11 protein-coding genes are annotated in these 15,101 nt (G+C 71.8%); 2 read left to right on the plus strand and 9 right to left on the minus strand.

Going from position 1 to position 15,101, the window contains the following annotated elements; genetic code table 11:
- Nucleotides 1-75 precede the first annotated feature (75 nt).
- Nucleotides 76-330, plus strand: coding sequence for a hypothetical protein (locus tag ACGFZW_RS10115; RefSeq protein WP_393892596.1), 255 nt, complete (start codon nucleotides 76-78; stop codon nucleotides 328-330).
- Between the two features lie 77 nt (nucleotides 331-407).
- Here the strand turns inward: ACGFZW_RS10115 and ACGFZW_RS10120 are convergent, their stop codons facing one another.
- The 4 genes from ACGFZW_RS10120 to ACGFZW_RS10135 all read right to left on the minus strand — a co-directional run bounded on the left by ACGFZW_RS10120 (nucleotide 408) and on the right by ACGFZW_RS10135 (nucleotide 5,115).
- Nucleotides 408-662, minus strand: a complete 255-nt coding sequence (locus ACGFZW_RS10120) for a hypothetical protein (RefSeq protein WP_393892597.1) — start codon at nucleotides 660-662, stop codon at nucleotides 408-410.
- A 176-nt stretch (nucleotides 663-838) separates the two neighbouring features.
- Entirely contained in the window at nucleotides 839-3,487 is a 2,649-nt protein-coding gene (locus tag ACGFZW_RS10125; protein ID WP_393892598.1) for a bifunctional FO biosynthesis protein CofGH, read from the minus strand.
- Nucleotides 3,488-3,618: 131 nt separating this feature from the next.
- Complete coding sequence (locus tag ACGFZW_RS10130; protein WP_393892599.1) at nucleotides 3,619-4,020, minus strand: VOC family protein; 402 nt, start codon at nucleotides 4,018-4,020, stop codon at nucleotides 3,619-3,621.
- Between the two features lie 270 nt (nucleotides 4,021-4,290).
- On the minus strand, nucleotides 4,291-5,115 hold the full coding sequence (locus tag ACGFZW_RS10135; protein WP_393892600.1) for a TIGR03619 family F420-dependent LLM class oxidoreductase: 825 nt from the start codon (nucleotides 5,113-5,115) through the stop codon (nucleotides 4,291-4,293).
- Nucleotides 5,116-5,571: 456 nt separating this feature from the next.
- Between ACGFZW_RS10135 and ACGFZW_RS10140 the strand changes: the two genes are divergently transcribed.
- The gene (locus tag ACGFZW_RS10140) at nucleotides 5,572-7,098 is read left to right on the plus strand and encodes a CehA/McbA family metallohydrolase (protein WP_393892601.1); all 1,527 of its coding nucleotides are present in this window, start codon (nucleotides 5,572-5,574) and stop codon (nucleotides 7,096-7,098) included.
- A gap of 624 nt (nucleotides 7,099-7,722) precedes the next feature.
- Here ACGFZW_RS10140 and ACGFZW_RS10145 read toward each other — a convergent pair.
- The 5 genes from ACGFZW_RS10145 to ACGFZW_RS10165 form a co-directional block, all read right to left on the minus strand.
- Nucleotides 7,723-9,285: an APC family permease gene (locus ACGFZW_RS10145; protein ID WP_393892602.1), complete on the minus strand. Its 1,563-nt coding sequence runs from the start codon at nucleotides 9,283-9,285 to the stop codon at nucleotides 7,723-7,725.
- 288 nt (nucleotides 9,286-9,573) lie between these two features.
- Nucleotides 9,574-11,052: an aldehyde dehydrogenase family protein gene (locus tag ACGFZW_RS10150; protein WP_393892603.1), complete on the minus strand. Its 1,479-nt coding sequence runs from the start codon at nucleotides 11,050-11,052 to the stop codon at nucleotides 9,574-9,576.
- A complete protein-coding gene (locus ACGFZW_RS10155) occupies nucleotides 11,049-12,788 on the minus strand; it encodes an amidohydrolase family protein (protein ID WP_393892604.1) in 1,740 nt (579 codons plus the stop codon). Before ACGFZW_RS10155 ends, ACGFZW_RS10150 begins: the two co-directional genes overlap by 4 nt.
- An 88-nt stretch (nucleotides 12,789-12,876) precedes the next feature.
- Nucleotides 12,877-14,004 carry an LLM class flavin-dependent oxidoreductase gene (locus tag ACGFZW_RS10160; RefSeq protein WP_393892605.1) on the minus strand — a complete coding sequence of 376 codons (1,128 nt, stop codon included), beginning with the start codon at nucleotides 14,002-14,004 and terminating at the stop codon, nucleotides 12,877-12,879.
- Nucleotides 14,005-14,259: 255 nt separating this feature from the next.
- Nucleotides 14,260-15,057 (minus strand): SDR family NAD(P)-dependent oxidoreductase, encoded by a 798-nt coding sequence (locus ACGFZW_RS10165; protein WP_393892606.1) that lies wholly within the window; start codon nucleotides 15,055-15,057, stop codon nucleotides 14,260-14,262.
- Between the last annotated feature and the right edge of the window lie 44 nt (nucleotides 15,058-15,101).

Below are 15,101 nucleotides of genomic sequence, written 5' to 3' on the forward strand. Positions count from 1 at the left end.
GGGGGCCCGCGGCCGCCGCTCGCGCCGCTCGCAAGTTCGATACTGGCGGGGGCGCCGGATGGGCATGCTCCCTCCATGTCCGAGTACGAGTGGGACCGCACCACCATGGCCGTCGTCGCCTCCGCGCTCTCCGGCGACAGCGACGGCGCGGTGGAACTCCTCCGGCCGCTCCCGCAGCGCGACGTCTGCCATATCGCCGTACGGCTGGCCGCCATGGCCGCCGACGCGCTGATCGCCGCCGCACAGGACAGTGGAGGCGACCGCGAGGAGGCACTGTCGCAATGGCAGCAGTGCATCCTGCAGCACGAGGCGGAGTACGAGGGTGAATGACGCCTCTCCTCGGGAGAGGGCCACCGCCGCCGGCCCCGCGGGCCGGGGCGTGGCGCACTCCCGTCACCGGCGGCGGCTCACGCCTGCCGAATGGCGGTGATGATGCGGTGCGCCCACGCGGCGGGGCTCGGATCGTCGAGGAGCCCGGCGAGCCGGGTCATATGGGTGCGGCGCCGCCCCGGGGCGCGGTGCAGGGTGTCGACGAGGTCCCGGGGTGAGCGCGGGTCGGTGAGCAGCGCGGTGGGGGCGAGTTGGGAGGCCGCTCCGGTGGAGCGGGACAGGACACCGGGTGCCCGTACGGACGCAAGGGACGCGCGTGGCCGGTCAGTCATAGCGGAAATGGAGGCAGCCGCTCGGTGAACAAAACCAGCGAGCGGCGGACATGGCCGAAAGGGAAGTCGTTGAGTCCTGGACCGGCTCATCGCGGCGCCCAACTCGACAGCCCTGCCCTCTCGTACGGCAGGCGTACGCAGCGGGCAGGGCGGGGACGGGTCGGTCGGCGGGCCGGCTAGTCCAGGACGGGCAGCAGCTCGGGCAGGTGGCCGTCCGAGGCGAGCGCGGCGGACTGCCGCTCGTCGGTGACCGGGCCGTAGGTCGTCGTACGGGCACGGGCCGGGCGGCCCGCGGCGTCGGCGATGGCGACGAGGTCCTGGATGGAGCGGTAGGAGCCGTAACTCGACCCGGCCATCCGGGAGATGGTCTCCTCCATCAGGGTGCCGCCGAGGTCGTTGGCGCCCGAGCGGAGCATCTCCGCGGCGCCCTCCGTACCGAGCTTGACCCAGCTGGTCTGGATGTTGGTGATGTGCGGATGCAGCAGCACCCGGGCCATCGCCGTCACCGCCCGGTTGTCGCGGGTGGTGGGGCCGGGACGGGCGATGCCCGCGAGGTAGACGGGGGCGTTGGTGTGGATGAAGGGGAGGGTGACGAACTCCGTGAAGCCGCCGGTCTCCTGTTGCATCCGCGCCAGCAGCCTGAGGTGGCCGAGCCAGTGGCGTGGTTGGTCGACGTGGCCGTACATCATCGTCGAGGACGAACGGATGCCCAGCTCGTGGGCGGTCTTGACGACCTCGACCCAGGTGGCGGTCGGCAGCTTGCCCTTGGTGAGGATCCAGCGGACCTCGTCGTCGAGGATCTCGGCGGCCGTGCCGGGGATGGTGTCGAGTCCGGCCTCCTTGGCGGCGGTCAGCCACTCCCGGATGGACATTCCCGTACGGGTCGCGCCGTTGACGACCTCCATCGGCGAGAAGGCGTGCACATGCATGCCGGGGACGCGTTCCTTGACGGCGCGGGCGATGTCGAAATAGGCCGTGCCGGGCAGGTCGGGGTGGATGCCACCCTGCATGCAGACCTCCACCGCGCCCACGTCCCACGCCTGCTGGGCGCGGTCGGCGACCTGGGAGAGGGAGAGGGTGTAGGCGTCGGCGTCGGTGCGGCGCTGGGCGAAGGCGCAGAAACGGCAGCCGGTGTAGCAGACGTTGGTGAAGTTGATGTTCCTGGTGACGATGTAGGTGACGTCGTCGCCGACGGTCGCGCGCCGCAGATCGTCGGCGATCTTGCAGAGGGCGTCCAGGGCGGGGCCGTCGGCGTGCAGCAGTGCCAGGGCTTCGGCGTCGGTGAGCTTGGTGGGGTCGTCGGCGGCCTGCGTCAGCGCCTGCCGGACGTCGGCGTCGAGGCGGGAGGGCACCATCCCGGGGGCGGCGGCCTCGCGCAGCGCGTCCCAGTCGCCGTAGACCTCGTCGAAGTCGTCGCGGCGGTCGGCGGTGCGGCCCTCGGTGTCGATGGTGTGGTGCAGGTCCGTGCGACCCGAGCCGCTCATCGAGAAGCCTTCGTCGGGCTCCTGCCAGGGATGGCCCTCGACGACGGCGTCCTCGCGGGCCAGCCCGGTCTCCGGGTCGACCAGGGCGCGGACGTGCGGCAGCAGCCGGGGGTCGAGCCAGGGCTCGCCGCGCTTGATGAACTCGGGGTAGATGGGCAGCCGTTCGCGCAGTTCGAATCCGACCGCAGCGGTGTGCGCGGCCAGGTCGTCGATCTGCGGCCAGGGGCGCTCGGGGTTGACGTGGTCCCGGGTCAGCGGGGAGACGCCGCCCCAGTCGTCGATCCCGGCGGCGATGAGCATCGCGTACTCCCCGTCGACCAGGTTGGGCGGCGCCTGGATACGGGTCGAGGGGCCCATGACATGCCGCGCCACGGCGATCGTCGCGGCGAGTTCCTCCAGCTCGGCGTCCGGCATTCCGCGCATGGCCGTGTCCGGTTTGGCGCGGAAGTTCTGCATGATGAGTTCCTGGATGCCGTGGTACGCCCGCTGGACGCGGCGCAGGGCGAAGAGGGACTCGGCGCGCTCCTCGTAGTTCTCCCCGATGCCGATAAGGAGGCCGGTGGTGAAGGGGACGTTGGAACGTCCGGCGTCCTCCAGGACGCGCAGGCGGACGGCGGGTTCCTTGTCGGGCGAGCCGTGGTGCGGGCCGCCGGGCTCGCTCCACAGCCGTTCGGCGGTCGTCTCCAGCATCATGCCCAGGGACGGCGCGACGGGCTTGAGGCGCTGGAAGTCCGTCCAGGACAGCACCCCGGGGTTGAGGTGGGGCAGCAGCCCGGTCTCCTCCAGGACGCGGATGGCCATGGCACGGACGTAGGAGAGGGTGTCGTCGTAGCCGTGGGCCTCCAACCATTCGCGAGCCTCGGGCCAGCGGTCCTCCGGCTTGTCGCCCAGGGTGAAGAGGGCTTCCTTGCAGCCCATTTCGGCACCGCGCCGCGCGATGTCGAGGACCTCGTCGGGTGAGAGGAACATGCCGTGTCCGTCGCGCCGCAGCTTGCCGGGGACGGTGACGAAGGTGCAGTAGTGGCATTTGTCGCGGCACAGGCGGGTGAGGGGGATGAAGACCCCCCGGGAGTAGGTGATGACGCCGGGGCGGCCCGCGGCCTCCAGGCCGGCGTCCCGCACCCGGGCCGCGGAGGTGCACAAGTCCGTGAGGTCGTCGCCGCGGGCCTGGAGCAGCACCGCGGCTTCGCCGACGTCCAGCGCCACACCGTCGCGGGCGCGCTTGAGCGCACGGCGCATCGCGTTCGCCGTCGGCGGCACCGGACGGTCGGCGGCCGGGGTGGCCTGCCGGTTGATGCCTCGGTCGGATCCCTGGTCAGGTCCCTGCGCGCTGGAAGTCATCCTCCGAGCATACGAGCGCCCGCCGACAGCGCCGCCGTGAAATCCCGCGGTGTGGTGTGCCACTGGTCACGTCATCCGGAGGTTCCCTCCGCGCAGCGGCCGGGCACTTCCCGGCAGCGGCGGCGCACACGCTAGAAGCCGGCCAGGAGTTCGTCGGAGTAGGTGCGGGTCAAGAACTCCATGCTGTGGCCGTCGGGGTCGTCGATGTAGACGCCTCGGCCGCCGTCCAGGCGGTTGACGGTCTGCGGCTGGTCGTGGCGGGGGCCGCCCCAGTAGGGCAGGCCCTGGGCCTGTATGCGGCCCAGAATCGCGTCGAACTCGTCCTCCGTGACCAGGAAGGCGTAGTGCGTGGGGAGGAATCGCCGCCCTTCGGTGACGTGTTCCGCGTAGTCGAGCGCCACGCCGTTGTCCAGCTTCAGCACGGCGAACGGGCCGAACGCCTTGGGCTCGGGGGCGCCCAGCAGCCCGGCCATGAACCGGGCGGAGGCGAAGCGGTCGGTGCTGTGCACGATCGTGTGGTCGAGACTGGGCATGGAGATCTCCTGGGACCGTCGGTCTGCGGGTGCTGTCCCCTTCGACGCTAGGGCGGCAAGGCACCGGGGTGGATCGGTCTTCCGTACCGACCCGCCCCACTGCCCGTACGCCGATGGTCCTAGGCGGCCGTCCTACGCCGCCCCGGCCACCTGGCCGAAACAGCCGGCCTGCCGCCGCCGGGCGACAGCGCCCCACCTCCCCGGCCGGTCACCGGCGCCCCGCCTGCCCACCTGCCCCGCCGGTCGACGGCCCACCCGTCTCTCGGCAGGTCACAGGTACTGCGCGAAGTCGTCCAGCGTGCGCAGCACCTCCGCCTCCCCGGCCGGCGGCAGTTGCAGCACCACCTCCGACACACCCAGGTCGCGGTAGTGCGCCAGCTTCCCGGCCGACGGACGCACCGCGTACGGCACGACCACCGGCTCGCCGCTGCGCCCCGCCTCCTGCCACGCCTGCCGCAGCACCGGCACGGTCTCGGCCAGCCCCCGCCCGCCGATCGGCAGCCAGCCGTCCGCGTACTCGGCGATCTGCGCGAAGAGCTTGGGCCCGGCCCCACCGCCCAGCAGCGTGCGCGGCGCGCCGTGTGCGGGCTTGGGGTGGGCGAGGGAGGCCTGCACGGACGCGAATTCACCCTTGTAGGCGGTGGGTTCCGCCGCCCACAGTGCCCGCATCACCGCCATCCTGTCCCGGGTCAGCTCCCGCCGCGTCGACCACTGCACACCGTGGTCGGCGGCCTCCTCGACGTTCCAGCCGTAGCCGACACCGAGGGTGAAGCGGCCGTCGGAGAGGAAGTCGAGGGTGGCGACCTGCTTGGCGAGATCGACCGGGTCGTGCTGGGTGACCAGGGTGATGCCGGTGCCCAGGCCGAGCCGCTCGGTGACGGCCGCCGCCTGGCCGAGTGCGATGAACGGGTCGAGCGTGCGGCCGTATTCGCGGGGCAGCGGCTCGCCCATCGGCGCGGGGGTGTCGCGGCTCGTCGGGATGTGGGTGTGCTCGGGCAGGTAGAGGCCGGCGAAGCCGCGCTGCTCCAGCTCGCGGGCGAGCCGGTCGGGCCGGATCGTCTCGTCGGTCAGGAAGATCGTGGTCGCGATCCGCATGGGCGCACCTCCGCGTCAGGCGTATGGGGACCGAATGTTGCCGTACCGACCGGTGGTTATCCACAGGCCTTTCCCTCCGTGTCACAGCCGCGTACAACAGTTTTCACACGGGGAAAAGAAGCGAAACGAAGCGTCACACGGCGGGCCGGGCGAAACGGCCGGACCGGCCGGACCGAGCTGACGCACGACGAGACGGAGAAATCGGGACGCGGCGACGGGAGGGGTCGGCGCGAGGGCGCACCGGCGCTGCGCAACCGGGCCGCAGGGCCACACCACACGGACGAGAGACCGGCAGCGGGCCCGGGTCGGCCACCACCGGCCCACCACGGCGCCGCAGCGGTCCCGAGGAACCGAGCAGGGCACGGGCGCCACCGCCGTCCGACACGCACCGGCAGCAGTGGTGGCGACAGCGACACCAGCAGCGGCATCAGGGGAAATCACGGCAAGGGGGCGGCAATGGAACGACGGGACGTTCTGAGACTTTCGGCGGTTGCGGGCGCCGGCGGCGCGCTTACGCTCGGACCTGTGAGCTTCGCCGACGCGGCACCCGCAGACGGCCACCCCGGAGACGACCGGGGCGAGCAGACCCGCCGGATCACCGGCCATCTGCCCACGGGCGCACCCGACTTCGTCTACCTCCCGGTCGAAGTACCGCGCGGCGTCCGCGAGATCGCCGTCTCCTACACGTACGACAGGCCCACCGTCCCGGAGGGCACGGCGGGCAACGCATGCGACATCGGCATCTTCGACGAACGCGGCACGGAGCTCGGCGGGGCGGGCTTCCGCGGCTGGTCGGGCGGGGCGCGTACGGAGTTCTTCCTGCGTGCCGACGACGCCACCCCGGGCTACCTCCCCGGCCCCGTCAACGCCGGCACCTGGCATATCGCCCTCGGCCCGTACACCGTCGCCCCGCAGGGACTGTCCTACGACGTGACCGTCACGCTGCGGCACGGCCCGCCGGGGCACACCGCGACTCCCCACTATCCGCCCGAGCGCGCCCGGGGCCGGGGCCGGGCCTGGTACCGCGGCGACAACCATGTGCACTCCGTCCACTCCGACGGCAGGCGCACCCCTGCACAGATCGCCGCGCTGGCCCGCGCCGCCGGCCTGGATTTCCTCACCACCACCGAGCACAACACCACGTCCGCACACCGCGCCTGGGAGGGGCTCTGGGGCGATGACCTGCTGATCCTGACCGGAGAGGAGGTCACCACCCGCAATGGTCACGTCGTGGCGATGGGCACCGCCCCTGGCATCTTCATCGACTGGCGCTACCGGGCCCGCGACAACGCCTTCGGTAAGTACGCCCGCGCCATCCGGCGGGCCGGTGGCCTGGTCATCCCGGCGCACCCGCACGCCACCTGCATCGGCTGCAACTGGAAGTTCGGCCTCAACGACGCCGATGCGGTGGAGGTGTGGAACGGCCCGTACACCCCCGACGACGAGGTCACGCTCGCCGAGTGGGACAACACCCTCGTCGCGCACACCCGCGGGCGCGGGGCCTGGCTGCCGGCGGTGGGCCACAGCGACGCCCACCGCGACCCGGACGTCATCGGCCTCCCCCAGACCGTCGTACTGGCCGACGACCTGTCCCGGCGCGCGCTGCTGGAAGGCATACGGGCGGGCCGGGTGTGGATCGCCGAGTCGTCCGAGGTCGAGGTGGAGTTCACCGTCATCGGTGAGCGCGGCCAGGTCGCCGGTATCGGTGAGCGGCTGGCGGCCTCCCCTTCGTCGAAGGTCACCGCCCGGCTGCGGGTCCGGGGCGCCCCCGGCTGCACGGCCTCCTTCGTCACGGACCAGGGCCGCCTGTTCACCGCACCTCTGCCGGACTCCGGCACGGGCACCGTCAGCTGGCAGACCACCCCCGACAACGCCGCATACGTCCGCGCCGAGGTCCGCCACCCACCGACGACACCCGGCCTCCCCGGCCTCCCCGGCCCGATGGCGGCACTGACCAACCCGATCTTCCTCGACGGGACATGATCCGGGACACGGCCTGGGGTGAGGTCTGAGGGGGCGGCCTGGGGGCGACAGGCGCTGCGTGCCTGGGGCGGCGGGGCGACAGGCGGCGCGTGCCTGGGGCGGCGGGGCGACAGGTGCTGCGTGCCTGGGGCGGCGGGGCGACAGGCGGCGCGTGCCTGCGGTGGCGGGGCGACAGGCGGCGCGTGCCTGGGGCGGCGGGGCGACAGGTGCTGCGTGCCGGCTGTGGGCAGAGGCCGAGGTGGTCGGCTCGCGTCTGTCCCGCCGCGCGGCGGGCCGAGGTGGTCAGAGGTGAGGCAGGTGGCCCGTGCCTGCGGTGGCGCGGCGTGGGATGCGGTGGGCAGAGGCCGAGGCGGTGGGGTGGGGCGGGAGGGGGAGGGGAGGGGCCCCAAGGCCCGCCCCACCCCCCCCCCCCCCCCCCCCCCCCCCCCCCCCCCCCCAACCCCCCCCCCCCCCCGGGCCGGGGGGGGGGGGGGGGCGCCCGGCGGGGGGGGGGGGGGGCCGGGGGGGGGGGGGGGCGGGGGGCGCGGGGGGGGGGGGGGGGGGGGGGGGGGGGGGGGGGGCGGGGCCGGGGCCCCAAGGCCCGCCCATCCCCCACACCCCCACCCACACCCCCCACCCCGTCCTCTACTCCTCGACCACCAGTGCCGGAGTCGAGCGGGTCAGGACCTGGCCGCGGAAGAAGGCCGGGCTGCGGCGCTGCATCACCAGCATGATCACGAAGCCGACGAGCAGGAGGCCGACGCCGATGACGAAGACGGAGCCGACGCCGAAGACCTCGCTGCCGGAGCCGTAGGCGGGGTCCCACATGTCGATCAGTGTCTTGGCGAAGACGGCCGCGAGCAGGATGCCGCCGAGGACCGGGAAGACGCCCTTGAACAGCAGGTCACGGGCCGAGTCGCGCAGCGAGTGGCGGAAGAACCACGCGCAGGCGAAGGCGGTGATCGCGTAGTAGAAGCAGATCATGAGGCCCAGCGCGTAGATGGTGTCGATGAGGACGTTCTCGCTGAGGAAGCTCATGACGGCGTAGAAGACGCCGGTGGCCACGCCCGCGGCGATGGTCGCCCGGCCCGGCGAGCGGAACCGCGGGTGGATGTCGGCGAAGGACCGGGGCAGGGCCTCGTACGCGCTCATCGCCAGGACCGTGCGGGCCACCGGGATGAAGGTGGTCTGCAGGCTGGCCGCGGCCGAGGCCAGGACCGCGACGAACAGCAGGACGCCGAGGACGGTGCCCATCACGGGGTCGGCGAGGGCGGCGAAGACGTTGTCCGAGGTGTTCGGGTTGCCGAGTCCGGGGCCCTTGTCGCCGACGCCGGAGAACATCTGCGAGGCGACGGCGGTCAGCAGGTAGGAGCCGATCAGCACGAGCATGGCCAGCAGGGCGGCCCGGCCGGGCGTTTTCGCGCTGCCTGCGGTCTCCTCGTTGACGGTCAGGCAGGCGTCCCAGCCCCAGAACATGAAGATCGAGAGCGACAGTCCCGCGGTGAAGGCGGAGAAGGACTGGACGGCGAAGGGGTCGAGCCAGGTCCAGGAGAAGTCGAGGGAGCCGGCGAAGTCGCCGGAGCGCGCCTTGATCACGGCCATCACGATGAAGATCGCGAGCACTGCCAGCTGGAGGCCGACCAGCGCGTACTGGACGCCCTTGGTGGCGGTCATGCCGCGGTAGCTGATGGCGGTGGCGACGGCGATGAAGGCCAGGCAGGTCAGCACGTGGACGGGCTTGTTGCCGTCGAGGGCCGCGACGGAGGAACTGCCGGTCAGCTCGCCGAGCAGGAGGTAGAAGAACGAGGTGGCGACGCCGGCGAGGTTGGAGAGCACGATGATCGTGGCGATCACCAGCCCCCAGCCGCACATCCAGCCGACGCGCGGGCCGAACGCCTTGACCGACCAGGTGAAGGAGGTGCCGCAGTCGGGCACCGCCTTGTTGAGCTCGCGGTAGGCGAAGGCGACGAGCAGCATCGGCAGGAAGCCGGCGAGGAAGACGGCGGGCATCTGCAGCCCGACCTCCCCGACGGTGGGGCCGAGGGTGGAGGTGAGGCAGTAGACGGGGGCGACGGTCGATACGCCGATGACCGCGCTGCCGAGCAAGCCGACAGAGTTGCCGCTGAGGCCCTTGTTGCGGGTGCCGCCACTGTCGTCGACGCTCGTTACCGTGTCTCCGGTCTGGGGCCGGGGGTCTACCTGAACCATGAACAGGACGTTAAGCGCTGCTGTTTCCGTATCCGGAAGATCATCCTCCGCCAGAACAACCTTCAACATGAAGGCAATCCGACAAAGTTGATCTATCAATGACTAGGTCAACCACGCATCCCGCCTTCAAGTCACCCGCCCTGACGCAATCTTTCCGCATTGCGAGAACCGCAGCCCTGTCCGTTTTGCCCTGGTTCAAAATTTTCCCATCCCGATTTCGAGCCGTCTCCCGCGGCTTCGTCCCCGACCCTCCTCCCCCGCGTCGTCGCCCCGCCTCGCCGCGCCGCCTCACCCCGGCCACACCAGCGACTGCAGCTCGCTGTAGGCGTGCAGCGCGTACGACCCGACGTCCCGCCCGACCCCGCTGCGCTTGAAGCCGCCGAAGGGCGCCTCCATGTTCCGGCCGACCGTGTTGATCCCGACCCCGCCGGCCCGCAACCGCCCGGCCACCCGGAAGGCACGGGCCACGTCGCCGGACCAGACGTAGTCCAGCAGCCCGTAGTCGCTGTCGTTGGCCAGTGCGATGCCCTCCTCCTCGTCGTCGAAGGGCACGACCACCACCACCGGGCCGAAGATCTCCTCGCGGACCACCCGCATCGTGTGCGTGCAGTCCGCGAAGAGTGTCGGCGCCACATAGAAGCCCCGCTCGCACGCCGGCCGCTCGCCCCCGGTGACCAGCCGCGCGCCCTCCTTGCCTGCCAGCTCCACATAGGACTCGACGCGGTCCCGGTGCGCGGCGGAGATCACCGGTCCCACGACCGTGTCCGGCCGCGTCGGATCCCCGACCTCCAGGGCGGACGCATACCGCGCGAGCCCGTCCACCAGCCGCTCGTAGACACCGCGCTGCGCCAGGACCCGGGTCGGCGCGGTGCAGATCTGGCCGCTGTAGAAGGAGAAGGTGGTGCCGATGCCCGCCACCGCCGCCGCGAGCCCCTGGTCGTCCAGGTCGTCGAAGACCAGCGCCGCGCCCTTGCCGCCCAGCTCCATCAGCTGGCGTTTCATCCCCCGGCCGCATTCCTGGGCGATGCGCTGTCCGACGGCGGTGGATCCGGTGAAGCTGACCATGTCCACGCCGTCCGCCGCGACCGCGGCCTCGCCCACCTCCGGCCGCGTGCCGGTGACGACGTTGACCACTCCCGGCGGCACCCCGGCCTCGGCCAGCGCCTCCGCCATGCGGAAGACCGACAGCGGGTCCTGCGGGGCCGGCTTCACCACCACGGTGTTGCCCATCGCCAGCGCCGGCGCGACCTTGCCCGCCGGATTCGCCCAGGGGTTGTTGTACGAGGTGATGCAGGTGACCACACCGACCGGTCGCCGCACCGCGAGTGCCCCGAGGACGCCCGCCTTCCCGAACGGCCCCGCCTCGTTGATCTGCGGCGGCAGCCCCGTCTCGACCGGTTCCAGGGCGCCGCGCGCGTAGCGCCTGAAGCGTGCCACGGCCACGCCCACCTGCATGGCGCGCGCGGTGCCCGTCGTCGCGCCGCTCTCGGCCTGCGCCAGCGCGGCGTAGCCGGTGAACTCGCGGCGCATCACCTCCGCGGCGCGGTCCAGGATCCTCGCCCGTTCCTCGGGTGCGGTGCGCGACCAGCTTTCGAAGGCGTCGCGGGCCGCCGCCACCGCCGCCGCCACCTGCGCGGGGCTCGCTTCCGGGGCCCTCCCCACGATCTCCTCGGTCGCCGGGTTGCGCACGGCGTAGTGACCGAGTTCCGGCTCGATCCACTCCCCGCCGATGAACAGCCGCTCGGCCGCCGCCTCTCGTCCGCTCACCGGGTGCTCACGGTCTCGGTGTCCCGTCCGGACCGCAGCACCGTCCCCGGCACCGCGCCGGTCACGACGTCCTCGCGGATGGTCTCCACCCCGTTGACCCGTACGCTCACGATGCCCAGTGCCCGGGAGTCCAGCCGCGGGCTGTCGCCGGGCAGGTCGTGCACCAGCGTCGCGGGCCCGGCGTCGATCCGCTCGGGGTCGAAGAGCACCAGGTCGGCGTGGTGGCCCTCGGCGATCCTGCCGCGCTCACGCAGCCCGAGCAGCCGGGCCGGGTCGTCGGTCAGCATCTGTACGGCCCGCTCAAGGCCGACGAGCTTGCGGCCGCGCAGGCAGTCGCCGAGGAAGCGGGTGGTGTAGGGGGCGCCGCACATGCGGTCCAGGTGCGCGCCGGCGTCCGAGCCGCCCAGCAGGACGTCCTCGTGCTCCCAGGTCTCGCGGCGCAGCGCCCAGCTGGCCGGGTCGTTGTCGGTCGGCATGGGCCACAGCACCGTGCGCAGCTCGTCCTGGGCGCAGATCTCGACGAGACATTGGAAGGCTTCCTGACCGCGTTCGGCGGCGATGTCGCCGACCACCCGGCCGCTGAGGCCGTCGTTCGCCGGGGAGTAGGTGTCGCCGATGACGTAGCGGTCGAAGTGGGTGAGCCGACGGAAGACGCCTGCTTCCTTGCTCTCGGCGCGACGCAGCATGCCCGCGCGGACGTCCGGGTCGCGGAGTGCGGCGATGCGCTCGGGTACCGGCAGGCCGAGGATGTCGCCCCACCCCGGTATGAGGTTCAGGGCGCAGAAGGTGCCGAGGGACATGTTCATGGGCGTGAGGATCGGCATGGTGAGGGCCACGATCCGGCCGCTGGCCTTGCGGGCGCGTTCGCTGGGGATGAGCTGGCGGGGCACCCGCTCCGGTACGGCCGCGTCGATGGTCAGGACGTTCCAGTTCAGTGGCCGTCCGGCGGCCGCTGTCATCTCGACGAGCAGGTCGATCTCCTCGTCGTCGAACTGGTCGAGGCAGCCCGCGACGATGGCTTCGAGCTGGGTGCCCTCGTGGTCGGCGACGGCCCGGGAGAGGGCGAGGAGTTCGGCGGGGCGGGCGTGCCGTGAGGCGACGGGGCTGCCGTCGCCGTCGGAGTGGGTGGCGGACTGGGTGGTGGACAGTCCCCAGGCGCCGGCGTTCATCGCGTCGTGGAACAGCTCCAGCATGGCGGCCAGTTGCTCGTCGGTCGGCTGCCCGCCGATCGCGTCGGCGCCCATGACGTACCGCCGCAGGGCGCAGTGGCCCACCATGAAGCCGGCGTTGACGGCGATACGGCCTTCCAGGGCGTCGAGGTATTCGCCGAAGCTGTGCCAGTTCCAGGGGGCGCCTTCTTCCAGCGCGACCAGCGACATGCCTTCGACCTTGCTCATCATGCGCCGGGTGTAGTCGGCGTCGTCGGGGCGGTCGGGGTGCAGCGGGGCGAGGGTGAATCCGCAGTTGCCGCCCGCGACGGTGGTGACGCCGTGGTTCAGGGAGGGGGTGGCGTAGGGGTCCCAGAACAGTTGCGCGTCGTAGTGGGTGTGCGGGTCGACGAAGCCGGGGGCGAGGATCAGGCCGGTGGCGTCCTCGGTGGTGCGGGCGGGCTCGGTGACCGTGCCGGGGGCGGCGACGACGGCGATTCGCCCGTCGCGGATGCCGAGGTCGGCGGCGTGGGCGGGGGCGCCCGTCCCGTCCACGACGGTTGCGCCCTTGATCAGGTGGTCGAGCATGACGTGGATCCCTTCTCGCTGGGTGCGGGAAGGGGGGCGCGCCCGGCCCGGCCGAGGTGCCGCTCCCTGCCCGTCCCGTTGCTGCGGTTCAGTTGCCCGCTGCCTGGCGGAAGCGCGTGGTGCGGTGCACCGGGTCGGTGTCGATCTTCGGGATGACGTGCTCGCCGATCAGCTTGATCGAGTTGAGGGTGTCCTCGCGGCTGACGCCGATGGGCAGGCCGAAGGAGAGCTGGTCCGCGCCTGCCTGTTCCCAGCGCTTGCACTGCTGGAGCACCTCGTCCGGGTCGCCGCAGATCATCAACTCCTCGGCGATCAGCAGCTCGATGATCTCCTCGGTGTACTCGGGCAGCAGCTCGGGCCACTCCGGTATGCCGTCCGGCCGGGGGAAGGTGTCGTGGTAGCGGAAGAGCAGGGACTGGAGGTAGTTGAGGCCGCCTCCGACGGCGATCTCGACGGCCTTGCGGTGGGTCTCGGCGCAGATGGCGGTGGAGGTGACCATGACGTTGTCGTTGACGAAGTCGCCGATCGCCTCGGCTTCCTTCACGGCGGTCTTGTACGACTCGACGACCCACTCCATGTCGGAGACCTTCTGCACGCTGAATCCGAGGACTCCCAGGCCCTTCTTGCCGGCCATGGCGTAGGACGAGGGGGAGCCGGCTGCGTACCACATGGCCGGGTGCGACTTCCCGTACGGCTTGGGCAGGACCTTGCGCGGCGGCAGCTCCCAGTGCTTGCCCTTGAAGCCGGCGTATTCGTCCTGGAGCCACATCTTGGGGAACTCGGCGATGGTCTCCTCCCAGAGTTCCTTGGTGTGGTTCATGTCGGTGACGCCCGGCATGAATCCGAGGATCTCGTGGCTGCCCGCGCCGCGCCCCGATCCGAATTCGAAGCGCCCTTCGGAGAGGTGGTCGAGCATGGCGACCTTCTCGGCGACCTTGACCGGGTGGTTGACGGGGGCCAGCGGGTTGAAGATGCCGGAGCCGAGGTGGATGCGTTCGGTGGCGTGCGCGAGGTAGCCGAGGTAGACGTCGTTGGCGGAGAGGTGGGAGTACTCCTCCAGGAAGTGGTGCTCGGAGGCCCAGGCGTACTTGAAGCCGGATTTGTCGGCCTGGATGACGTACTCGGTTTCCTCCATCAGCGCGTGGTGCTCGGCCTCCGGGTCGACCTCCGCCCGCGCCGCCGGCACGTAGCCCTGCACAAAGAGCCCGAATTCCATGGGTGTTCACTCCTTCGGGGTGCGGGGGTCGCCCCCCGGAAGATGGGTGTCCGTGTCACCGCCGCGATGTGACGAAGTGCCCGGCCGAGCCGATTCGGCCGTTGAGCCCGCTGCGCACGGCGGGCCGGGCGTAGGGCTACCTTCCCGGTTACCTGACGTATCGTCAGATCGTGACTCTCGCACCGGCCGCACGCATCGTCAATACCTGATGATGCGTCAGCTGTCGTCGCGGAGGGCTGCGCCGTCCCCGCCGTGTCAGAGGACCGACACTCCTGCCAGCCACCCGCCGTCGATGACGAACGGCTGCCCGGTGATGTAGGAGGAGTCCTCGCACGACAGGAAGAGCGCCAGGCGGGCGACCTCCTCCGGCTGCCCGATCCGCCCCATCGGCACGACCTTGCCGTAGAACTCGTCCAGCGCCGCGCTGCCGGCCTCGTCGGGCGCCTTCGGCCCGCCGTCCGCTGCGACCCGGTCCGGGTTCGTCATCGGGGTGTCGACGGCACCCGGGCACATCGCGTTCACGCGGACCCCCCGGCCCGCCAGCTCCATCGCCGCGACCCGTGTCATCCCGACGATCGCCGCCTTCGTCGCGGCGTAGGAGGTCAGAAAGGCCATGCCGGTCAGCGCGGTGTACGACGCGGTGTTCACGATCGTCCCGCCGCCGGCCGCGGCCAGCTCCGCCGCGACGGCCTTCATCCCCAGGAACGCACCGACCTGATTGACCTGGACGACCTGCTGGAACTCCTCCAGCGGGGTGGACACCAGCTCGTTGAAGCGCAGGATCCCGGCGTTGTTGACCAGCCCGTCGACCTTGCCGAACGCCGCCTTGGCGGTGCGGACAGCCGCCTCCCAGTCCGCCTCCCGGCTCACGTCCAGCGGGACGTACCGGGCCCGCTCCTCCCCCAGCTCCTCGGCCAACGCCTCGCCGGGCCCGTCCAGCACGTCGCCGAGCACCACCCGCGCACCCTCCGCGACGAAGAGCCGCGCCTCCTGTTCGCCCTGCCCGCGCGCCGCACCCGTGATGATGACGACCCGCCCGTCCAGCTTGCCCATGTCCGCCTCCCACGCTCTCCTGCGGCGCGACCGCGCGCGCCCGG

Origin of the sequence: Streptomyces sp. NPDC048248 (assembly GCF_043201875.1) — a bacterium.
In the GTDB taxonomy this organism is placed as follows: Bacteria; Actinomycetota; Actinomycetes; order Streptomycetales; family Streptomycetaceae; genus Streptomyces.

Bases quoted from the DNA above. Each gene is read 5' to 3' on its own strand.
- ACGFZW_RS10120 (WP_393892597.1), bottom strand. From the start codon at position 662: ATGACTGACCGGCCACGCGCGTCCCTTGCGTCCGTACGGGCACCCGGT.
- ACGFZW_RS10145 (WP_393892602.1), bottom strand. From the start codon at position 9,285: ATGGTTCAGGTAGACCCCCGGCCCCAGACCGGAGACACGGTAACGAGC.
- ACGFZW_RS10135 (WP_393892600.1), bottom strand. From the start codon at position 5,115: ATGCGGATCGCGACCACGATCTTCCTGACCGACGAGACGATCCGGCCC.
- ACGFZW_RS10140 (WP_393892601.1), top strand. From the start codon at position 5,572: ATGGAACGACGGGACGTTCTGAGACTTTCGGCGGTTGCGGGCGCCGGC.
- ACGFZW_RS10155 (WP_393892604.1), bottom strand. From the start codon at position 12,788: ATGCTCGACCACCTGATCAAGGGCGCAACCGTCGTGGACGGGACGGGC.
- ACGFZW_RS10130 (WP_393892599.1), bottom strand. From the start codon at position 4,020: ATGCCCAGTCTCGACCACACGATCGTGCACAGCACCGACCGCTTCGCC.
- ACGFZW_RS10160 (WP_393892605.1), bottom strand. From the start codon at position 14,004: ATGGAATTCGGGCTCTTTGTGCAGGGCTACGTGCCGGCGGCGCGGGCG.
- ACGFZW_RS10165 (WP_393892606.1), bottom strand. From the start codon at position 15,057: ATGGGCAAGCTGGACGGGCGGGTCGTCATCATCACGGGTGCGGCGCGC.
- ACGFZW_RS10125 (WP_393892598.1), bottom strand. From the start codon at position 3,487: ATGACTTCCAGCGCGCAGGGACCTGACCAGGGATCCGACCGAGGCATC.
- ACGFZW_RS10115 (WP_393892596.1), top strand. From the start codon at position 76: ATGTCCGAGTACGAGTGGGACCGCACCACCATGGCCGTCGTCGCCTCC.